This is a genomic window from Roseateles sp. So40a (assembly GCF_048081605.1).
Classification (GTDB): domain Bacteria; phylum Pseudomonadota; class Gammaproteobacteria; order Burkholderiales; family Burkholderiaceae_C; genus Roseateles.
Genome location: NZ_CP182288.1, coordinates 1,264,056 through 1,284,934, shown reverse-complemented (window position 1 = coordinate 1,284,934; position 20,879 = coordinate 1,264,056). Strand labels below are relative to the sequence as shown.

The window sequence follows — 20,879 nt, the reverse complement described above, 5'->3', positions numbered from 1 at the left end:
CCTTTACCTCGGGAGAGGGAACCCGCTGTCACCTGATGCGAAGCATCGAGCGCTGAAACGAAAAAGCCCGCGTGAGCGGGCTTTTGTGGGGTGGGGCCTGTCAGTCGGCCGTGGCCGGCTCGGACTTGGGCTTGTCCTTCTTGTTGGGCGCGATGTCCAACTGAACTTCGCCCTTGTCGTCCACGTCGACGCTGAGACGACCACCATCGACCAGGCGACCGAACAGCAGTTCGTCGGCCAGCGCGCGACGGATCGTGTCCTGGATCAGGCGCTGCATCGGACGCGCACCCATCTGCGGATCGAAACCCTTCGCGGCCAGATGCTTGCGCAACGCGTCGCTGAACGTGACCTCGACCTTCTTCTCCGCCAACTGGCTCTCGAGCTGCAGCAGGAACTTGTCCACCACCCGCAGGATGATGTCCTCGTTCAGCGCGCCGAAGTTGACGATCGCATCGAGACGATTGCGGAACTCGGGCGTGAACAGCCGCTTGATGTCGGCCATCTCATCACCCTGCTCGCGCTTGGTCGTGAAACCGATCGTCGACTTGGTCATCGCCTCCGCGCCCGCATTCGTGGTCATGATGATGATCACGTTGCGGAAGTCGGCCTTGCGTCCGTTGTTGTCAGTCAGCGTGCCGTGGTCCATCACCTGCAGCAGCACGTTGAAGACGTCCGGATGCGCCTTCTCGATCTCGTCCAGCAGCAGCACCGCATGCGGCTTCTTCGTGATCGCCTCGGTCAGCAGACCGCCCTGGTCGAAACCGACGTAGCCCGGAGGCGCGCCGATCAGACGGCTGACCGCGTGACGCTCCATGTACTCCGACATGTCGAAACGGATCAGCTCGATGCCCAGGATGTAGGCCAGCTGCTTGGCGACCTCGGTCTTGCCCACGCCCGTCGGGCCGCTGAACAGGAACGAGCCGATCGGCTTGTCCGGCTTGCCCAGACCCGAACGCGCCATCTTGATGGCCGCGGACAGCGCATCAATGGACGGATCCTGGCCGAAGACCACGCTCTTCAGATCACGGTCCAGGCTCTTGAGCTTGCCGCGGTCATCCGACGACACCGAGGCCGGCGGAATGCGCGCGATCTTCGCGACGATGTCCTCGACCTCGGCCCGCGTGATGGTCTTCTTCTGCTTGCTCTTGGGCAGCACACGCTGCGCCGCGCCTGCTTCATCGATGACGTCGATCGCCTTGTCCGGCAGATGACGGTCATTGATGTACTTGGCCGACAGCTCCGCCGCGGCCTGCAAGGCGCCCAGCGCGTACTTGACGCTGTGGTGCTCCTCGAAGCGCGACTTCAGACCCTTGAGGATCTCCACGGTCTGGTCCACCGTCGGCTCGACCACGTCGATCTTCTGGAAGCGCCGCGACAGCGCCGCGTCCTTCTCGAAGATGCCGCGGTACTCGCTGAAGGTGGTCGCGCCGATGCACTTCAGCTGACCCGAGGACAGCGCCGGCTTGAGCAGGTTGCTCGCATCCAGCGTCCCGCCCGAGGCCGCGCCCGCGCCGATCAGCGTGTGGATCTCGTCGATGAAGAGCACCGCGCCCGGTTGGTCCTTCAGCTGCTTGATCACGGCCTTGAGCCGCTGCTCGAAGTCGCCGCGGTACTTGGTACCCGCCAGCAGCGCGCCCATGTCTAGCGAATAGACCACCGCCTCGGCCAGCACGTCGGGGACCAGACCCTCGGTGATGCGCCAGGCCAGGCCCTCGGCGATCGCCGTCTTGCCCACGCCGGCCTCACCGACCAGCAACGGGTTGTTCTTGCGGCGGCGGCACAGCACCTGGACCACGCGCTCGACCTCGTGCTCGCGGCCGATCAACGGATCGATCTTGCCGTCACGCGCCATCTGGTTGAGGTTCTGGGTGAACTGCTCGAGCGGACTGCCCTTGCCGCCGCCCTGGCCCTGACCGCCCTCGCCCTCTTCGCGCTCGGACTCCGGACCACTGCCTTCCGGCCCCTTCGGCGGCTCGGGCGGCTCGCTCTTCTTGATGCCGTGAGCGATGAAGTTCACGACGTCCAGACGCGTCACGCCCTGCTGATGCAGGTAGTACACGGCATGCGAGTCCTTCTCGCCGAAGATCGCGACCAGCACGTTCGCGCCGGTCACTTCCTTCTTGCCGTTGCCCGTGGACTGCACATGCATGATCGCGCGCTGGATCACACGCTGGAATCCCAGCGTGGGCTGCGTGTCGACCTCGTCCGTGCCGCCCACCGTGGGCGTGTTTTCCTTGATGAACTGCGCCAGCGATTTGCGCAGGTCCTCGATATTCGCCGCGCACGCGCGCAGCACCTCCGCCGCGGACGGGTTGTCCAGCAGCGCCATCAACAGGTGTTCCACGGTGATGAATTCGTGGCGCTGCTGACGCGCTTCGACAAACGCCATGTGCAGGCTGACTTCAAGCTCTTGCGCAATCATGCGGCCTCCATAATGCACTGCAGGGGATGGCCGGCTCGCCGTGCGGCAGCCAGCACCATTTCGACCTTCGTGGCCGCGACGTCCTTGGTGAAAACACCGCAGACGCCGCGACCGTCGTGATGGATCTTCAACATGATCTGGGTGGCCGTATCCAGGTCATGGCGGAAATACTCCTGCAAGACCATCACCACAAACTCCATCGGCGTGAAGTCGTCATTGAGCATCAGCACCTGGTACAGGCGCGGCGGCTCGGTCTTCTGAGCGACACGCTCCAGCGTGGTGGAATTCCCACCGTCCTCCGTCCCCGGCGGCTGAGCGCCGGGCGGTCCCGCGGGTGGGGGCTGTTGGGCAAACAATGGCATGAACCGATTCTATAAACAGCGGGAGCACCCTACATGGGGACAGGCCTCTGCCTGTCAATGCCCCGAGTTTGTCACCTTCGCGGCGCCCCACCCCGGGGAGTTCCTCAATTGACACTGACTTGACACGGATTTGAGAATCCGCCCCGGTGCGAGAAATGACACCGGGATGGAGAAGAACATGGCAAAAGGCACGGTCAAGTGGTTCAACGATGCCAAGGGGTTTGGCTTCATTGAGCCCGAACAAGGCGGAGGGGACGTATTCGCGCACTTCTCGGCCATTCAGATGGACGGCTTCCGTACGCTGAAGCAAGGCTCCAAGGTGAGCTACGAGCTGGTGCAGGGTCCCAAGGGACAACTGGCCCAGGACATCCGTCCGTTGGACGAAGGCGACGGCAGCGACGCGATCGAGACCCCCGTGGTACTCCCGCTGATGGCCGAATCGCAGATCGGGCAGCAACAAGCGGCGGCTTGATCGCCGGTTGACGCTCTCGCCCCACGACAAAGGCCCGCGCAAGCGGGCCTTTTGTCTTGCTTGAGCGTTCCCAACGACAAAAAACCCCAGGCGGATGACCGCGCTGGGGTTCTTCATGTCGATCACGGCCCGGCCATGGGCCGGGCTGCCGATCACATGTGGTCGATCATCACCTGACCGAAACCGGAGCACGACACTTGCGTCGCGCCATCCAGCAGGCGGGCGAAGTCGTACGTGACCTTCTTCGACAGGATCGACTTCTCGATCGACGAGATGATCAGATCGGCCGCTTCGGTCCAGCCCATGTGGCGCAGCATCATTTCAGCCGACAGGATCTCGGAACCCGGGTTCACGTAGTCCTTGCCCGCGTACTTCGGCGCGGTGCCGTGGGTGGCTTCGAACATCGCGACGGAATCGCTCAGGTTCGCACCCGGGGCGATGCCGATGCCGCCGACCTGCGCGGCCAGTGCGTCGGAGATGTAGTCACCGTTCAGGTTCAGCGTCGCGACGACCGAGTACTCGGCCGGGCGCAGCAGGATCTGCTGCAGGAACGCGTCGGCGATGCTGTCCTTGACCACGATGTCCTTGCCGGTCTTCGGGTTCTTGAACTTGCACCACGGGCCGCCGTCGATCAGCTCGGCGCCGAATTCCTTCTGGGCCAGGGCGTAGGCCCAGTCACGGAAGCCACCTTCGGTGAACTTCATGATGTTGCCCTTGTGGACGATCGTGACGCTGGGCTTGTCGTTGTCGATCGCGTACTGGATCGCCTTGCGGACCAGGCGCTCCGTACCTTCCTTCGACACCGGCTTCACGCCGATGCCCGAGGTCTCGGGGAAGCGGATCTTCTTGACGCCGAATTCCTCTTGCAGGAACTTGATCAGCTTCTTGGCCTTGTCGCTCTGGGCTTCGAACTCGATGCCGGCGTAAATGTCTTCCGAGTTCTCACGGAAGATGACCATGTCGGTCTTCTCGGGTTCCTTGACCGGCGAGGGCACGCCCTTGAACCAGCGCACGGGGCGCAGGCAGACGTACAGGTCCAGTTCCTGGCGCAGCGCGACGTTCAGCGAGCGGATGCCGCCGCCGACCGGCGTCGTCAGCGGGCCCTTGATCGACACGACGTAGTCCTTCAGTACCTGCAGCGTCTCTTCGGGCAGCCACACGTCCGGGCCGTAGACCTTCGTCGACTTCTCGCCGGCGTAGATCTCCATCCAGTGGATCTTCTTGGCGCCGCCGTAGGCCTTCGCCACGGCCGCGTCCACCACCTTGATCATCACCGGGGTGATGTCGAAGCCGGTGCCGTCACCCTCGATGTACGGGATGATCGGGTTGTTCGGAACGTTGAGCGAGAAGTCGGTGTTGACCGTGATCTTCTGGCCGCCCTCGGGCACCTTGATGTGCTGGTACATGGAGTCGTCTCCGCGAATCGCGTGGGTGGGTGGGGTAAACCGGAAGCGCCGATTCTATGACAGCGAAACTTTCAATCGGCTGATGCCTCGCGCAAGCCCCTGACCGCGTCAACCGCAGTACGCGCGGATCTGCGCCCACATGCCGTGTCCCAGCGCCCACAAGGCCCCTGCCGCGAGCATCCCTCCCGACAGTCGTGTCGCCAATCGCACGCTACGCCCGCCGTCAGCCGCGGCTGAGGTGGCGCCCCCGGCACCTCGCGTCGATCCCGGGCGCCAAGCCAGCAGACCCGTGCCTGCCGCCAAGCCTGGCGACGATCCCAGCGCGAACGCCGCCATCACTGCCGCCCCCTGCCAGGGTCCATCCGCCAAGGCGGCGACCATCAAGGCGGCCTGCAACAGCCCGCAGGGCCAGGCCAGCCAGAGCATCCCGGCGATCAGGGCGGGCCGGGAACGTCTTGGCCTGACCGGGACGGTCGCGACACCCCCGCCCATCAACGCCACCGCCGGCAATCCGACGAGCTCCGGCGTTCGCGGCGACCAGATCCGTTGCATCCACGCCGGCCACCGGGCGCGCCACAAGAGGAACACACCCAGCGCCAGCAGCCCCAGGTGCATGGCGAGCCAGACCGGCCGCAAGGCGCCGGAGACGGCCTCCCATCGCAGCAAGCCACCGACGCTCGCCGCTACCGCGGCGCCCCCGGCGGCATAACCGAGGAGGCGTCCCACCTGCAGCGCCCACCTCGAGGCCCGATCGCCGCCCGTCACGGCCGCGCAGGGCCCCGCGCACATCGCCGCGCAATGCAGGCTGCCGGCCAGCCCCATGAGGAACGCGGATCCGGCCAATGTCAGCACGAGCATGCCCGGCCACCCGTTGATTCAGAGCAGCCGCGAGAAGCGCACCGAAGCCGTCGCGTGCGACGTCGATGCAGCATCCGACCCCGCCATGGCTTCATCGGCGCCGACGCGAGCCTGCGTGAGGTGACGATCGAAGACCATGGCCACCGCTCGGACGAAGTACCACCCCATCGGCGTGACCTGAATGGCGCGCGGCTCGATCACGACAAGCCCATCGGCCTCCAGTCGGCGCAGCCGTTCAAGCTCAGGCTTGAAGTAGTCCGACACCACGATGCCATGCGAGCGTTCGATCGGTTCGAAGGCCAATTGTCCCTGGCACATCAGCGCCATGATCGCGTCGCGGCGAACGAGATCGTCCTGCGCCAGCGCCAGGCCGCGCTCGACCGGCAACCGGCCCGACCGCAGCGCGGCGTAATACGCGTCCAAGGTCTTCTCGTTCTGCGCGAAGACCGCGCCGACCTTGGAGATCGCCGACACCCCCAGCGCCACCAGGTCGCTGTCGGCGTGCGTGCTGTAGCCCTGGAAGTTGCGGTGCAGCCGCCCTTCCCGCTTGGCCACCGCCAACGGGTCATCGGCCAGCGCGAAGTGATCCATGCCGATGTAGCTGTAGCCGCGTGCGATGAACCCCGCGATCGCGCCGGACAGCATCCGCAGCTTGTCCGCCGGGCCGGGCAGCGCCGCCGTGTCGATGCGCCGCTGCGGCTTGAAGCGATGGGGAAGATGCGCATAGCCGTAGAGCGCCACACGATCCGGGCGCAGCATGGCCACTTGCTCGATCGTGCGGGCGAACGACTCGGGGGTCTGCAAGGGCAAGCCGTGGATCAGATCCACGTTGATCGACCGGAAACCCAGTTCCCGGGCCGACGCCATGAGCGCGGCCACGCTCTCCATGCTCTGCTCACGGTGCACCGCACGCTGGACGTCGGGATCGAAGTCCTGCACGCCGAAGCTCAGGCGGTTGAACCCCATCGCGCGCAGATGGCTGAGCCGATTCGCATCCACGGTGCGCGGATCCACCTCGATGGAGATCTCGGCATCGACGGTGACCTGGAAGTGGCGATGCAGCAACGCTGTCAACGTAGCGAGTTCCCGGTCATCGAGGAAGGTCGGCGTGCCGCCACCTAGGTGCAGTTGCGAGACCGGGGCGCGCCCCCCGAGACGCTCCTGAACAAGCGCCATTTCGGTGGCGAGCGCCTCCAGATACTCGGCGGCCCGCTCGTGGTGTCGCGTCACCACCTTGTTGCAGGCGCAGTAGTAGCAGACCGATTCGCAGAACGGGATGTGCACGTAGACGGACAGCGGCTGCTGGTCCGAGGGGCCGAACGCCCGCAGGGCCAGCGTCTCGCCGTAGCGTTCCGCGTCCATCGTGGCATCGAAGCGATCGGCGGTCGGATAGGACGTGTAGCGCGGGCCAGCGATGTCGAATCGCCGCAGCAGTTCAGCATCGGGGAGGCTGCGGTCTCCCGTGTTTGGATCGAGGCTCATGGGGTGGCATCCTCACCTCTTGTTGTCAGCGCGTCCTTGATGGATGTCATGGCGAGCGGCCGCCGGTGGCCGCGTGGTTGCGCGCCGTCATCGCCGGCACCTGGGTCGCACCGGTCGCTTCGGCGGCGTGAGGCTGTGGAGCAGCGCGATCCGTGTTCGCCACCGCTGCCGACCCGACGACGGGGTCCGGATAGGCGACCGCCAGCATCAACGTGGCGATGCCAGCGACGACCACGATGCTGGGGCCGCCAACGATCAGCCACATCATCGGGTGACGCCACCACGGACCGCTGCCAGGCAGCTGGGTATCCGGAAGTCGGGGCGAAGTAATCATGTGGAACTCCTCATGGACACGCGAGGTGTCATCTCGGAACGATGAAGGTGGACTTCTCGAGCAGCGCCGAGCTGCCGGGATCCATCGGGTCTCCGGCGGGGGTCACGGGTCGGACGGCAAAGCGCATCGGATGCGGCCCCGGGCCCAGGCGTCTCGCGTCGGTGGGCGGCAGGCGCAAGGACACGGTGACCCATCGCGCTTCCGTCGGCGCCAGTGTGATCGGACCGACGGGCTGTGAGATTCGCAGACCATCGATGTCCTGGACCTCGAGTCCGAGGTGCTGAACGGCATCCGCCGCATTCATCAGCTGCAGGCGGTAGACGTTCTCGATCTCGCCATCCTCGACTTCTCGGGCCAGGGTGGCGCGATCGCGGACGACGTCCAGCTTGAACGGCTTCCTCATCGCGAGGCTGCCCACCAGCAGCGCGGACGCGATCATCAGGATCGCCCCGTAGATCAGCACGCGCGGACGCATTACACGGCGCCACTGTCGCGCGGAGGACCAACGATGTTGCAGGCCGTTCTGCGTCGCGTATCGGATCAGGCCGCGCGGGTACTCGAACTTGTCCATCACGTCATTGCACACGTCGATGCAGGCGGCACAGCCGATGCACTCGTACTGCAGACCATTGCGGATGTCGATCCCGGTCGGACACACATTCACGCATTGCCGACAGTCGACGCAGGCGCCCTGGCTCAGCGTCGACAGGTCCGCCTTTTTCGAACGCGGGCCGCGCGGCTCTCCGCGCTCGTCGTCGTAGCTGATGATCAGGGTGTCGCGATCGATCATCGCGCTCTGGAAGCGCGCATACGGGCACATGTACTTGCACACCTGCTCACGGAGATGGCCGGCATTCCCGTAGGTCGCCAGGCCATAGAACAGGATCCAGAAGATCTCCCAACCACTGACCGCCGCGGTCAACGCGTTCGCGCCGAGCGCACGGATGGGTTCGAAGTAACCGACGAAGGTGAAGCCCGTCCACAGGGACACCACCAACCAACCGGCGTGCTTGATGCCTTTTCGCCAGAGCCGCTCGGCGGTCCACGGTCCCTTGTCGAGTCGCATGCGGGCAGCGCGATCTCCTTCGGTGCGGCGTTCGATCCACAGGAAGATCTCGGTGTACACGGTCTGCGGGCAGGCATAACCGCACCACAGACGTCCAGCCACCGCAGTGAAGAAGAACAGGCCGAACGCCGAAACGACCAGCAGCGCCGTCAGATAGATGAAGTCCTGGGGATACAGGACGAGGTCGAAGATCAGGAATCGCCGGGCTTCCAGGTCGAACAGCACCGCCTGCCGGCCATGCCAGTTCAACCAGGGCAGTCCGTAGAACAGCAGCTGTGTCGCCCAGACCAGACCCCAGCGCCACACGGCGAACCAGCCATGCACCGCGCGGGGGTAGATCTTGGCCTCGGCCGCGTACAGCGAGACCGTCCGGACCTCAGTGCCGCTCATGCGACAAGCCCCAGACATAGGCCGACAGCACGCGGATCTGCTCAGGACTCAGCCGCGAACCATGCTCGGGCATGTGGCTGTGCTTGCCGTTGTTGACGATCTCCACGATGGCGGCCTCGCCCCAGCCGTGCAACCAGACGCGGTCAGTCAGGTTCGGAGCGCCCAGCGCCTGATTGCCCTTTCCGTCCATGCCATGGCAGGCCGCGCAAGCCGAGAACTTCGACTTGCCCAGCGCCGCGGCCACCGAGTTGTGCGGACTGCCGGACAAGCTCAGCACGTAATGGGCCACATTGCGCACGTCCTCGCTGCTTCCTACCGCCGCGGCCATCGGGGGCATCGTGCCCTCGCGGCCCTGCGTGATGCTCTGGACGATCGCCTCGCCGCTGCCGCCGTACAGCCAGTCGTTGTCCGTCAGATTGGGGAAGCCCTTGGAGCCCTTGGCATCCGACCCGTGACAGGTCGCGCAGTTGTTGGCGAACAGCCGTTCTCCGATGCCCTGGGCCTGCGGATCGCGAGCGATCGTCTCGACGGACTGCCCATCGAATCTCGCGTAGATCGCGTGCATGGCGGCCCTCGCCTGCTCCTGCTCGATCCGGTACTGATCGGCGCTGGACCACTGCAGTCGTCCCGCATGGCTGCCCAGCCCCGGATACAACGCCAGGTACACCCCGGCGAAGACCACGGTCAGCACGAACAACACCATCCACCATCGCGGCAAGGGGTTGTTGAGTTCGCGGATGTCTTCGTCCCAGACATGTCCGGTGGAGTTGTCCTCAGCCATCGTCTTGCGACGGCTGGCAATGACCAGCAGCACCAGGCAAAGCACCAGGCCCAGCACCGTCGCTGCGGCCACGAACAGCGACCAGCCGTTCGATACGAAATCACTCATGGGGACCTCCTTGCGATGGCGTGTCCTCGTCGTTCAGGACCGCCCCGCTCAGGTCTTCGAAACGTTCGCGGTTGTGCCGGGCATAGGCCCAGATCACGATGCCGACGAACACCAGCAGCGACAGCACGGTCACCGCGGAACGCAAGCCGTTCAGATCCATGTCGGGCATGGGACCTCCGCTCAGCGTTTCATCGCGGTGCCGAGCACCTGCAGATAGGCCACCACCGCGTCCATCTCGGTCTTGCCCTTGACGGCCTCGCCGGCCTCGGCGATCTCCGCATCGGTGTAGGGCACGCCGACCGTGCGCAGCGCGCGCATCTTGGGCGCGAGCTCGGCCGGATCCAGCGGTGCGCCGGACAGCCAGGCATAGGCCGGCATGTTGGACTCGGGCACCAGGTCGCGAGGGTTCGTCAGGTGCAGGCGATGCCAGTCATCGCTGTACTTCCCGCCGACTCGGGCGAGATCAGGACCGGTGCGCTTGCTGCCCCATTGGAAGGGGTGGTCGTAGACGAACTCACCGGCGACCGAGTACGGGCCGTAGCGCAAGGTCTCCGCACGCAAGGGGCGGATCATCTGCGAGTGGCAGTTGTAGCAACCCTCGCGGATGTACACATCCCGTCCAGCCAGCTGCAGCGGCGTGTAGGGCTTCAGATGCTCGACCGGTTGCGTCGTGGAGCGCTGGAAGAACAGCGGGACGATCTCGACGATGCCACCGACGATCACCGTCAGCAGCACCAGCACGATCATCAGGAAATTGCTGGTCTCGATGCGCTCGTGGCCGACGGCTTGGGCATGGGTGTTGGCCATGACGTGCTCCTTGGATCCTCGAGGTCAGGCGGCAGCCGCGAGCGCGGCGCCGGGAATGGGGTGACGCGCAGGACGTCCCGAACGGACCGTCATCACGACGTTCCAGGCCATCAGGCACATGCCGCCGAAGTACAGCAGCCCGCCGAGCAGGCGCACCACGTAGAACGGATAGGTGGCCTTGACGCTCTCGGCGAAGGTCCAGGTCAAGGTGCCATCGGGATTCACGGCCCGCCACATCAGGCCCTGCATCACGCCGGCGATCCACATCGCGGCGATGTAGAGCACCACGCCCAGGGTCGCGATCCAGAAGTGCAGCTCGATGGCGCGCGTCGAATGCATGTCCACGCGGCCATACATGCGCGGGATCAGGTGATACAGCGCGCCCATCGAGATGAATCCCACCCAGCCGAGCGCGCCGCTGTGCACGTGACCGATCGTCCAATCGGTGTAGTGGGACAGCGCGTTCACCGTCTTGATCGACATCATCGGACCCTCGAAGGTCGACATGCCGTAGAACGACAGCGCCACGATCAGGAACTTCAGGATGGGGTCGTCGCGCAGCTTGTGCCACGCGCCGCTCAGCGTCATGACGCCGTTGATCATCCCGCCCCAGCTCGGCGCAAGCAGCACCAGCGAGAACAGCATGCCCACGCTCTGCGCCCAGTCCGGCAGCGCCGTGTAGTGCAGGTGATGCGGGCCCGCCCACATGTAGGTGAAGATCAGCGCCCAGAAGTGGACGATGGACAGGCGATAGCTGTAGACCGGACGATTGGCCTGCTTGGGGATGTAGTAGTACATCAGGCCCAGGAAGCCGGCCGTGAGGAAGAAGCCCACCGCGTTGTGGCCGTACCACCACTGGACCATCGCGTCCTGCACGCCGGCGTAGGCGGAGTAGCTCTTGGTCAGCGACACCGGAATCTCGGCGCTGTTGACGATGTGCAGCAGCGCCACCGCGATGATGAACGCGCCGAAGAACCAGTTGGCGACGTAGATGTGGCGCACGCGCCGCACGCCCACCGTGCCGAAGAAGACGATCGCGTAGGCGACCCAGACGATGGTGATCAGCACGTCGATCGGCCATTCGAGCTCGGCGTATTCCTTGCCCGTGGTCAGCCCCAGCGGCAAGGTGATGGCGGCCAGCACGATGACCGTCTGCCATCCCCAGAACGTGAACCAGGCCAGCGCCGGCGCGAAGAGCCGCACATGGCAGGTGCGCTGCACGACATGGAAGGCCGTGGCCATCAGCACACAGCCACCGAACGCGAAGATCACTGCGTTCGTGTGCAAGGGCCGCAGACGCCCGTAGCTGAGCCAGGGAATGCCGAGGTTGAGTTCCGGCCATGCCAGCTGGGCAGCGATGATGACGCCCACCAGCATTCCCACCACTCCCCAGAGGACGGCGGCCAGCGCGAACGCGCGGACGACACCGTCCTCATACACGGGCACATGATCGTGCGCTGCGTTGGACCTTGAAAGACTTGGCATGCTGGCTCCTGGGGGCGCTCGTGGCGCGAATGGGCGTCATTGTTTTGCGCCGCCCGCGGGAGCGTGTTGACGGCTGTCAAGCCTGCGCGTCGTCCTCAAGGATTCGTTGGCCTTCGCGATCGAGCGACTCGAGTTGCCCGGCTTGCACGGCCCAGCCGAACACGCCGAGCACCAGCAAGACGAGCACGACCGACAGCGGAATGAGCAGATAGAGGATGTCCATCTCAGGCCTCTGAAACTTGAGGGGCGATCAACACGACCGCGACACGCGCCCCAGCCGGGCGGCGTTGCCGATCACCAGCAGCGAGCTGGCGGCCATCCCCAGGCCCGCGGCCCAGGGCGGCAGCCAACCGATGAGCGCGAGCGGCACGCAGGTGGCGTTGTAGAGCGCGGACCAGGCGAGGTTCTGCCGCACGACGCGTCGCGTGCGGCGCGCCACGCGCAGCGCGTCGCCGATGGCCGCCAGCCGCTCCGACACCAGCAGCGCGTCAGCGCGGGACAGCGCGAGATCCGCGCCCTGCCCCATCGCCACGGCCACCTGCGCGCGCGCGAGCACGGGTGCGTCGTTGATCCCGTCTCCGATCATCAGCACGTGATGGCCGCGCTCCTGCAACGCGGCCACATGCGCCAGCTTGTCCTCGGGACTCGCGCCGCCTCGCCATCGATGAATGCCGGCCAGGGCCGCGACGTCGCCCACGCGCCGCGGCAGATCGCCGGACAGGAGTTCGACGGTCAGGCCCAGAGCCTGCCAGTCAGCGATCGCCTCGGTGGCTCCAGGGCGCAAGGTCTCGTCGATCTCCCACATCGCTCGCAGTCGAGCGTCGAGCGTCAGGACGATGCGCGGATCCAGCAACCGGTCTGCGGCTTCGGCTTCGGCTTCGGCTTCGTGGTCAGCATCGGCAAGGCGATCTGGGCCATGTACGGCGACGCGCTCGTCATCGACTCGCGCCTGACATGCCCAATCAGGCGATCCCAGGCGCCAGCACCGACCTTGCGCATCGGTCCCTTGCAGACCTCGACCGCTGAACTCCTCGATCGACCACGCGTCGTCGGACGACGCGCTGTCCCCCAGCCAAGCGTTCAACGCACGCGACAACGGATGGCTCGAACGCCCGGCCAGGGCGATCGCAGCGGCCCGGTCGTCCGGCTCGAGGGTCGGCGGCCATTGCCCACGAACGCCGGGCGCGGGATCGGTCAGGGTCCCCGTCTTGTCGAGCACCACGCGATCAACGCCGACCAGGGCCTCGATCGCCTCCAGTCTCACCAGCAGCAAGCCGCGTCTGGCGAGCTGGCCCGCCGCGGCGACCCAAGCCGCCGGTGCTGCCAGCGACAACGCACAGGGGCAGGTCACGATCAAGACCGAGACCGCGACCGCGACGGCCTTGGCGGGGTCCACGAATTGCCACGCCAGCGCCGCGCCTCCCGCCAGCAGGAGAACGACACCCAAGAACCAGCCGGCCACCCGTTCGGAGAGGCGCAAGGTGGCGGGTCGATCCTGGAAGGCCTGCGCCATCAATTGCCGGATGCCCGCGAGGCGGGTCTGCTCCCCGACGTGCGTCACCTGCAAGGTCAGCGCAGTACCCAGGTTCATGCTGCCCGCGAGCACCGCGTTGCCCGGCTGCTTGGCCACGGGTCGGGACTCGCCGGTCAGCAGTGATTCGTCCACCGCGCCGATCCCTGACTCGACCACCGCATCGGCGGGCACGCGCTGTCCGGCGCTCACCCGCACGCGGTCGCCCGGCGACAGCGCTTCCACGGCGACCCAGGCCCACGCGCCCTGCTGATCCTGTCGCTCGACACGTTGCGGCAGCGCATCCGCGGCCTGCTCCAGCGCCTGGGCGGCCCGATGGCGAGCGCGTAACTCGAGATAACGCGCGCCCAGCAGGAAGGCCACGAACATCGTGATCGAGTCGAAGTAGACCTCGTGCCCGAAGGGCCCGCTCGGGTCGAGCGTCGCGCCCGTGCCGGCGACGAAGGCCACGGCCAGGCCCAGCGAGACCGGCACGTCCATGCCTGGCCGCCTGGCGCGCAATTGCGAGAAGGCGGCCTGGAAGAACGGGCCCGCCGACAACAGCATCACCGGCAAGGTCAGCACCCACTGGCCCCAGCGCAGCAACGCCGCCTGGTCCGGGGCCATCTCGCCCGGGGCCGCCACGTAGGAGGGCCACGCGAGCATCATGACCTGCATCATCAGGAAGCCGGCGACGAACAGCCGCCAGATCGCCTGTCGATGCTCGCGCTGGCGCAATGCCCGTGTCGGACCGGCCAGATCGGGCGAGAAGTCGTAACCGGCGCCCGACAACGCCTGACGCAGATCCTCGAGCGAGACGGCCTCCGGCCGCCAGTCCAGCACCAGACCTTGCGTCGAGGCGTTGACCTGGGCCTGCAGCACGCCGGGTCGGCCACGCAGCGTGGCCTCGATCAGGCCCGCGCAAGCCGCGCAGTGCATGCCCGACAGCCGAAGCCGCGAGCGCGCGAAGCGACCGCCGCGGGGGTCTTCGATCCAGTCGGTGAACCCGTCCAGCGGACCGGGGTCCGTCAGCGACGCGTCGGGGTGGGGGCGATTGGCGCGTCCGGTATCGGCGCCCAGGGCGCCGGCGGGCGCCGTGGCGGCAGGGGCGGGCAACATGGCCGCCATAATCCGCCAAACATCGAGGTCAACTCATGCTCAATATCAAACGCGCGGCATCGTCCGCCCTGTTCTCGGCGGCCTGCTTGATCTCCGCCCTCCTCGCCGCGGAACCTGCGTTGGCGCAGCAGATCCCGCAATCAGGCCTGCGGGTCGTCGAGATCGGTGCCGGCATGCACCTGATCCACGCCGAGGTCGCGCAGACCGACGAGCAACGCGCGATCGGCCTCATGGCCCGCAAGGAAATGGCCCAGAACGCCGGGATGATCTTCGTCTTCGAGCAGCCCAGCCAGCAATGCTTCTGGATGCGCAACACGCTGATTCCGCTGTCGGCCGCGTTCGTCGCCGACGATGGCACGATCGTCAACATCGTCGACATGCAGCCGCTGTCCGACCAGTCGCATTGCTCGACCAAGCCGGTCCGCTACGTGCTCGAAATGAACAAGGGCTGGTTCGACAAGCGCGGCTTCAAGGCCGGCGCCAAGCTGCGCGGCGGTCCCTGGCCGAAGTGAGGTCCGCAAGGCCCGCGAGGCGGCGCTCCTCGCACGCGCCATGAAGAACGGCCCGGGATCGCTCCCGGGCCGTTCTCTTTTCCGAAGGCGCCCACCGCGGCGGACGCCTCAGGTCATTGACCGAAGTTGGCCTGCGCGAAGTCCCAGTTGACCAGGCTCTTCAGGAAGGTCTCGACGAACTTCGGACGTGCGTTGCGGTAATCGATGTAGTAGGCGTGTTCCCACACGTCGATGGTCAGCAGCGCGGTGTCGGCGGTGGTCAGCGGGGTGCCTGCGGCGCCCGTGTTGACGATGTCGACGGTGCCGTCAGCCTTCTTCACCAGCCAGGTCCAGCCCGAACCGAAGTTGCCCACGGCGCTCTTCTGGAAGGCTTCCTTGAAGGCATCGACGCTGCCCCACTTGGCGTTGATCGCGTCCAGCAGCTTGCCGGTCGGCGCGCCGCCGCCATTGGGCTTCATGCAGGACCAGAAGAAGGTGTGGTTCCAGATCTGCGCGGCGTTGTTGTAGATCGGGCCGCTGGAGGTCTTGACGATCTCTTCCAGGGTCTTGTTCTCGAACTCGGTGCCCTTCTGCAGGTTGTTCAGGTTGTCCACGTAGGCCTTGTGATGCTTGCCGTGGTGGTACTCGAAGGTCTCCGCGCTGATGTGCGGTTCCAGCGCCTTCTTGTCATACGGCAGATCGGGCAGGGTGTGTTCCATGAAGAACTCCTAATCGGTTGATGGTGGTGGACGGGTGTCGCCGGCGATTGTAGGCAGCGATCCAAGCCCCTGACGCGTCCCCGGATTGGGCCGCGCGCGTCAGCGGCCTGGAGCGATTCGTGTGACCTGAAGATCCGCCTCGCCGTCGGCCAGCACGGCGCGCAAGTCCTGACCCTCGCTGAGCTGCGCGACCGAACTCAGCGCCCGGCCCTGGCCGTCGTCCAGCCACGCATAACCGCGGGCCAGCACCTGGCGCGGGTCGAGCGCCTCCAGCCGCGCCGCCAGCGTTTCCAGCCGCTGCGCGCCGCGCTGCGCCTGCTGCGGCAAGGCACGCTCCAGGCGCTGGGACAGGTGCCGCAGCCGCTGCTGCTCGAGCGCGGCCGTGCGAGGCGCGACCTGCGCGAGCCGCTGCTCGAGGTGGCGCAGGCGCTGCGACTCCATCGACACGGTGCGCGGCGCGATCTGGCCGAGCCGCTGGGACAGCAGATCGAGCCGGCGCCGCTGGCGGGCCAGCGCATCGCCCGGCCGGGCCAGCCGCAGCGCCAGACGGTCCAGCCGCTGCGCCGAGGCATCCAGGCGCTGCTCGGCACGGCGATGCAGTTGCCGCTCCAGCGCCTCCAGCGTGTCCAGGCACTGCTGACGCGCGACGGTGGCGAGTTCCGCCGCCGCGGTGGGCGTGGGCGCGCGCAGATCGGCGGCCAGGTCGGCCAGCGTGAGGTCGGTCTCGTGGCCGACGCCGCAGATCACCGGCAGCGGCGACTCGGCCACCGCCTGCACGACGCGTTCGTCGTTGAACGCCCACAGGTCCTCCAGCGAGCCCCCGCCGCGCACCAGCAGCAAGACCTCGGCGTCCGCCCGCTCGTTGGCCACGGCCAGCGCCCGCGCGATCGCCGGCGGCGCCTCGGCGCCCTGCACGAGCGTCGGATAGATGTACACCCGCACATGTGGCGCGCGCCGGCGCAGCGCGGTCAGCACGTCGTGCAGCGCCGCCCCGCCCGTGGACGTGATCACCCCGATCCGCCGCGCGTAAGGCGGCGGTGGCCGCTTGCGGTCGGCGTCGAAGTAGCCGAGCGACTCCAGCTTCGCCTTGAGCCGCAGGAACTGCTCGTACAGCGCCCCCTCGCCGGAACGCCGCATCGCCTCCACGATGAACTGCAGTTCGCCGCGCGCGCCGTAGAGGTCCAGGCGGCCCCGCAGCTCGACGGTCATGCCGTCGCGGGGAGCGAAATCGATCAGCGACGCCGCGCGCCGGAACATCGCGCAGCGCAGCATCGCCGGCTGGCCGTCGGCGTCCTTCAAGCTGAAGTAGCAATGCCCGCTGGCCGCTCGCGTGAATCCCGAGAGCTCGCCCTGCACCGTCACCACGGGGAATCTGGCCTGCAATGCGTCGGAAAGGGCCGTCAACAGGGCCGCTACCCCCCAGACCATCCGTGGCGATGCGGGTTTGGAGGCGTCAATCATGCGCAAACCCAATGCTGGCGCGGGTCTGGAACTCCACAGCCGCGCCAATGCTGGTTCTGCGGGCCACATTGCCCGTCATGCCCGCGTCACAGATCGATAAGCGCTTGTTTTTCAAAAGCTTTTTCCTGCCTTTTTTTGGAGCAGGCTAATCTTTGCCGTTTGGCGACGGGCCCTGGCGCGGTTCCGAGACCAGTTGCCCACAAAGTTATCCACAGGATCGGTGGATGTTTGTAAGGGCTTGTGATGAGGGGCCGAGGTGGTCGGCGCGGGGGCGGCGTGGCGCCATAATGCGCCGCCGGGCCGGAGATGCCCGAACGGAGGGAAAGCCTTGTTTTCGATCATACAAGCCGCTGGTTGGCCGATCTGGCCGTTGCTGCTGTGTTCCGTGGTGGCGCTGGCGCTGATCATCGAGCGTGTCGTGAGCCTGCGCGCCGCCCGCGTGGCGCCGCCCAGCCTGATCGAGGAAGTGCTGGGCGTGACCCAGCTGCAGATCCCGAGCGGCGAAGTCGTCGGCAAGCTCGCCGAGAACTCGCTGCTGGGCCAGGTGCTGGCCGCCGGGCTGCGCGCCTCGCAGGCCGATCCGCGTGCCGGCGAGACCCGCCTGCGCCAGGTCTTTGAACTGGCCGGCCGCCATGCGATCCATCAGATGGAGCGCTACCTCAACACGCTGGGCACCATTGCCGCGGCGGCGCCGCTGCTGGGCCTGCTCGGCACGGTGGTGGGCATGATCGAGATCTTCGGCAGCCAGAGCCCCACCGGGAACAACCCGGGACTGCTCGCGCACGGGATCTCGATCGCGCTGTACAACACCGCGTTCGGCCTGGTGGTCGCGATCCCGTCGCTGATGTTCTATCGCTACTTCCGCGGTCGCATCGAGGGCTACATCGTCGACATGGAACAGGCCAGCGAACGCCTGCTGACCCATCTGGTCAATCGCGCGATGCCCACGGGCGCGCACGCCGGTGGCAATGGCGGCCCGGTCACCGTGCCCCCGCCGGTCGCGGCCCCCGCCCCAGGCAAGGCCAAGGCATGAAGTTCCGCCGTCGCCAGAGCGAGGAACCGGAGATCAACCTGATCCCGTTCATCGACGTGCTCCTCGTGGTGCTCATCTTCCTGATGCTGTCGACCACGTACTCGAAGTTCACCGAGCTGCAGCTCACGCTGCCCACTGCCGACGCCCAGCAGTTGAAGGACCGGCCGGCGGAGATCATCGTGGCGATCTCGGCGGATGGCCGCTACTCGATCGACCGCAACGCGGTCGAGGGCCGCAGCGTGGACCTGCTGACCGCCGCGCTGCTGCAGGCGGCGCAAGGGCGCCAGGAACCCGTGGTGATCATCTCCGCCGACGCGGCCACGCCGCACCAGGCGGTGATCAACGCGATGGACGCGTCCAGACGCGCCAACCTGACGCGTCTGACCTTTGCGGCCAACAAGCCGCAATGACCCCGCGGTGAGCGCGCGATGAGCCGCGCCGGCCTCGAGGACCGGCTCCAGCGCGCCTGGCGCGACGACGACCGCCTCGCGCACCTGCTGCGTCCGCTGGCCGCGCTGCATGGCGCGGTGCTCGGCCTGCGCGGCTGGCTGTACCGGCTCGGCCTGAAGAAGACCGACACGCTGCCGGTCCCGGTGATCGTCGTGGGCAACTGGGTCGTCGGCGGCGCCGGCAAGACCCCGACCACGCTCGCGCTGCTGGAGATGCTCCAGCGCCTGGGGATTCGCGCCGGGGTGATCTCGCGAGGCTACGGCCGTGCCGACGATGCCCAGGTCCGCGTGATCGCCGAGGGCGACCGCGCCGAGGACGTCGGCGACGAACCGCTGCTGATCAAGCTCCGCGCGGGCGTGCCGGTCGCGGTCGGGCGCGATCGCATCGCCGCGGCGCGCGCGCTGCTGGCCGCGCATCCTGATCTCGAGTTGCTGGTCTCCGACGACGGGCTTCAGCACTGGCGGCTGCCGCGCCAGCTCAGCCTGCTCGTGTTCGACGAACGCGGCCTGGGCAATGGCCGCCTGCTGCCCGCCGGGCCGTTGCGTCAGGCGCGCGCGCTGCCGCCCTTGCCGGGATCGACCGCCGACACGCTGGTGCTCTACAGCACGGGCCGCCCCAGCACCGCCCTGCCCGGCTACGTCGGCACGCGCTCGCTGGCCGGCGCGGTCGCGCTCGCGGACTGGTGGCGCGGCGAGCCCGGACGCATGGACAAGCTCCATGCCCTGCGCGGCAAGCCACTGCTGGCCGCCGCCGGTCTGGCCCGGCCGCAGCGCTTCTTCGACATGCTCGGCGAGCAGGGGCTGAACTTCCGCGCGCTGGCCCTGCCCGACCACGCCACGCTGGACCCGCTGCCCTGGGCGCGCACGGATGAAGTCGTCATCACCGAGAAGGACGCCGTCAAGCTGCGTCCGGAGTCGCTCCAGGGCTGCCGCATCTGGGTGGTGGCGCTAGACTTCCGCCCCGAACCCGCTTTTGAAGAGGCGCTGCAGCGTGAGCTGCGGCGACTGCTCCCCCATGGACCATCGACTGATTGAGATGCTGGTGTGCCCCGTCTGCAAGGGCCCGCTAGAAGACCGCCGCAACGCCGCCGCCACCGGGCTGCCCGAGCGCGAGCTGTTGTGCCCCGCGGACCGGCTGGCCTTCCCGATCCGCGACGGCATCCCGGTGATGCTGGCCAACGAGGCCCGCGCCACCGACGCCGAGGGCGACGCCGCGTGAGCACGCCCTTCCACATCGTCATCCCGGCGCGACTCGCGTCGACGCGACTGCCCAACAAGCCGCTGGCGGACATCGCCGGCGCGCCGATGATCGTGCAGGTCGCGCGCCGCGCGGCACTGGCGGGCGCGGCGCAGGTCGTCGTGGCCACCGATGCCGAGGAAGTCCGCGCCGCCTGCGAGGGCCATGGCGTTCGCGCGCTGATGACGCGCGCCGACCACGCCAGCGGCAGCGATCGCCTGGCCGAGGCCTGCGAGCTGCTCGGCCTGGCCGATGACGCGCTGGTCGTGAACGTGCAAGGCGACGAGCCGCTGATCGCGCCGGAGATGATCCGGGCCTGCGCCGAGCTGCTCGCCGCCAAGCCGGCGTGCGCGATGGCCACGGTGGCGCACGCGATCGATGACGACGCCGAGTTCGCCAGCCCGAACGTGGTCAAGCTCGTCACCGACGCCGCGGGGCTGGCGCTGTACTTCTCGCGCGCCCCCATCCCCTGGTGGCGCGACGCCCCGGGCGGCGGCGCGCGGATCAAGCCGGAGGCGGTGATGCGCCACGTCGGCCTGTATGCCTACCGCGCGGGTTTCCTGCGCCGCTTCCCGACGCTGGCCGTCTCGCCGCTGGAGCAGATCGAGGCGCTGGAGCAACTGCGCGTGCTGTGGCACGGCGAGCGCATCGCCGTGCATGTGAGCGCCGAGCGGCCCGGTCCCGGCGTGGACACGCCCGAGGACCTCGAGCGCGTCAGACACCTGATGGGCAGCTGATTCGCGGCGGTCGGGCCCTTGGCTCGACCGGGTTACACCCCAGTTCATTCGACTGTCGCGTCAGCGGGGCGTAGGCCGGCCCATGCTATCCTCGCCCGCAGTTTTCGAGGGCGCGTCGACCTGTGCGGCGCGCCCTCTCCCCATATCGAG

22 protein-coding genes are annotated in these 20,879 nt (G+C 67.3%); 7 read left to right on the top strand and 15 right to left on the bottom strand.

The window, feature by feature from the left end; genetic code table 11:
* Positions 1-100: 100 nt before the first annotated feature.
* Together clpA and clpS are read right to left on the bottom strand one after the other, a co-directional pair.
* Positions 101-2,422, bottom strand: a complete 2,322-nt coding sequence (gene clpA, locus ACNI65_RS05955; protein WP_416761773.1) for an ATP-dependent Clp protease ATP-binding subunit ClpA — start codon at positions 2,420-2,422, stop codon at positions 101-103.
* Complete coding sequence (gene clpS, locus ACNI65_RS05950; protein ID WP_416761772.1) at positions 2,419-2,784, bottom strand: ATP-dependent Clp protease adapter ClpS; 366 nt, start codon at positions 2,782-2,784, stop codon at positions 2,419-2,421. Before clpS ends, clpA begins: the two co-directional genes overlap by 4 nt.
* A gap of 166 nt (positions 2,785-2,950) precedes the next feature.
* Between clpS and ACNI65_RS05945 the strand changes: the two genes are divergently transcribed.
* Positions 2,951-3,256 carry a cold-shock protein gene (locus ACNI65_RS05945; RefSeq protein ID WP_416761771.1) on the top strand — a complete coding sequence of 102 codons (306 nt, stop codon included), beginning with the start codon at positions 2,951-2,953 and terminating at the stop codon, positions 3,254-3,256.
* A gap of 152 nt (positions 3,257-3,408) precedes the next feature.
* On the opposite strand, the gene icd is transcribed toward ACNI65_RS05945, so the two are convergent.
* From icd to ACNI65_RS05890, 11 genes are all read right to left on the bottom strand, one after another.
* Complete coding sequence (gene icd / locus ACNI65_RS05940) at positions 3,409-4,662, bottom strand: NADP-dependent isocitrate dehydrogenase (RefSeq protein WP_416761770.1); 1,254 nt, start codon at positions 4,660-4,662, stop codon at positions 3,409-3,411.
* Between the two features lie 108 nt (positions 4,663-4,770).
* A complete protein-coding gene (locus tag ACNI65_RS05935; protein ID WP_416761769.1) occupies positions 4,771-5,520 on the bottom strand; it encodes a sulfite exporter TauE/SafE family protein in 750 nt (249 codons plus the stop codon).
* 18 nt (positions 5,521-5,538) lie between these two features.
* The gene (hemN, locus tag ACNI65_RS05930; RefSeq protein ID WP_416761768.1) at positions 5,539-7,002 is read right to left on the bottom strand and encodes an oxygen-independent coproporphyrinogen III oxidase; all 1,464 of its coding nucleotides are present in this window, start codon (positions 7,000-7,002) and stop codon (positions 5,539-5,541) included.
* Positions 7,003-7,048: 46 nt separating this feature from the next.
* Positions 7,049-7,336, bottom strand: coding sequence for a hypothetical protein (locus ACNI65_RS05925; RefSeq protein WP_416761766.1), 288 nt, complete (start codon positions 7,334-7,336; stop codon positions 7,049-7,051).
* 28 nt (positions 7,337-7,364) lie between these two features.
* Positions 7,365-8,792, bottom strand: coding sequence for a cytochrome c oxidase accessory protein CcoG (gene ccoG, locus ACNI65_RS05920; protein WP_416761765.1), 1,428 nt, complete (start codon positions 8,790-8,792; stop codon positions 7,365-7,367).
* A complete protein-coding gene (gene ccoP, locus ACNI65_RS05915) occupies positions 8,779-9,681 on the bottom strand; it encodes a cytochrome-c oxidase, cbb3-type subunit III (protein WP_416761764.1) in 903 nt (300 codons plus the stop codon). The genes ccoG and ccoP overlap by 14 nt, the downstream gene beginning before the upstream one ends.
* Positions 9,674-9,850, bottom strand: a complete 177-nt coding sequence (locus tag ACNI65_RS05910) for a cbb3-type cytochrome oxidase subunit 3 (RefSeq protein WP_416761763.1) — start codon at positions 9,848-9,850, stop codon at positions 9,674-9,676. Before ACNI65_RS05910 ends, ccoP begins: the two co-directional genes overlap by 8 nt.
* Before the next feature lie 11 nt (positions 9,851-9,861).
* On the bottom strand, positions 9,862-10,488 hold the full coding sequence (gene ccoO / locus ACNI65_RS05905; RefSeq protein WP_416761762.1) for a cytochrome-c oxidase, cbb3-type subunit II: 627 nt from the start codon (positions 10,486-10,488) through the stop codon (positions 9,862-9,864).
* A gap of 24 nt (positions 10,489-10,512) precedes the next feature.
* Positions 10,513-11,973, bottom strand: coding sequence for a cytochrome-c oxidase, cbb3-type subunit I (gene ccoN, locus ACNI65_RS05900; RefSeq protein WP_416761761.1), 1,461 nt, complete (start codon positions 11,971-11,973; stop codon positions 10,513-10,515).
* Between the two features lie 76 nt (positions 11,974-12,049).
* Positions 12,050-12,196, bottom strand: coding sequence for a cbb3-type cytochrome oxidase assembly protein CcoS (gene ccoS, locus ACNI65_RS05895; RefSeq protein WP_416761760.1), 147 nt, complete (start codon positions 12,194-12,196; stop codon positions 12,050-12,052).
* A 27-nt stretch (positions 12,197-12,223) separates the two neighbouring features.
* Positions 12,224-14,602 carry a heavy metal translocating P-type ATPase gene (locus tag ACNI65_RS05890; RefSeq protein WP_416761759.1) on the bottom strand — a complete coding sequence of 793 codons (2,379 nt, stop codon included), beginning with the start codon at positions 14,600-14,602 and terminating at the stop codon, positions 12,224-12,226.
* Between the two features lie 35 nt (positions 14,603-14,637).
* On the opposite strand from ACNI65_RS05890, the gene ACNI65_RS05885 reads away from it, so the two are divergent.
* Positions 14,638-15,114 carry a DUF192 domain-containing protein gene (locus ACNI65_RS05885; RefSeq protein WP_416761757.1) on the top strand — a complete coding sequence of 159 codons (477 nt, stop codon included), beginning with the start codon at positions 14,638-14,640 and terminating at the stop codon, positions 15,112-15,114.
* A gap of 113 nt (positions 15,115-15,227) precedes the next feature.
* On the opposite strand, the gene ACNI65_RS05880 is transcribed toward ACNI65_RS05885, so the two are convergent.
* Both ACNI65_RS05880 and xseA read right to left on the bottom strand, forming a co-directional pair.
* Positions 15,228-15,812, bottom strand: a complete 585-nt coding sequence (locus ACNI65_RS05880) for a superoxide dismutase (RefSeq protein ID WP_416761756.1) — start codon at positions 15,810-15,812, stop codon at positions 15,228-15,230.
* A 99-nt stretch (positions 15,813-15,911) separates the two neighbouring features.
* A complete protein-coding gene (xseA, locus tag ACNI65_RS05875; protein ID WP_416761755.1) occupies positions 15,912-17,273 on the bottom strand; it encodes an exodeoxyribonuclease VII large subunit in 1,362 nt (453 codons plus the stop codon).
* A 328-nt stretch (positions 17,274-17,601) separates the two neighbouring features.
* On the opposite strand from xseA, the gene ACNI65_RS05870 reads away from it, so the two are divergent.
* The 5 genes from ACNI65_RS05870 to kdsB are packed head-to-tail and all read left to right on the top strand — an operon-like array spanning position 17,602 to position 20,729.
* A complete protein-coding gene (locus tag ACNI65_RS05870; RefSeq protein WP_416761753.1) occupies positions 17,602-18,306 on the top strand; it encodes a MotA/TolQ/ExbB proton channel family protein in 705 nt (234 codons plus the stop codon).
* Entirely contained in the window at positions 18,303-18,716 is a 414-nt protein-coding gene (locus ACNI65_RS05865) for an ExbD/TolR family protein (protein WP_416761752.1), read from the top strand. The genes ACNI65_RS05870 and ACNI65_RS05865 overlap by 4 nt, the downstream gene beginning before the upstream one ends.
* Positions 18,717-18,734: 18 nt before the next feature.
* Entirely contained in the window at positions 18,735-19,790 is a 1,056-nt protein-coding gene (gene lpxK / locus ACNI65_RS05860; RefSeq protein WP_416761751.1) for a tetraacyldisaccharide 4'-kinase, read from the top strand.
* Positions 19,771-19,974, top strand: coding sequence for a Trm112 family protein (locus ACNI65_RS05855; RefSeq protein WP_416761750.1), 204 nt, complete (start codon positions 19,771-19,773; stop codon positions 19,972-19,974). Before lpxK ends, ACNI65_RS05855 begins: the two co-directional genes overlap by 20 nt.
* Positions 19,971-20,729: a 3-deoxy-manno-octulosonate cytidylyltransferase gene (gene kdsB / locus ACNI65_RS05850; RefSeq protein WP_416761749.1), complete on the top strand. Its 759-nt coding sequence runs from the start codon at positions 19,971-19,973 to the stop codon at positions 20,727-20,729. Before ACNI65_RS05855 ends, kdsB begins: the two co-directional genes overlap by 4 nt.
* The last annotated feature ends 150 nt before the right edge of the window (positions 20,730-20,879 follow it).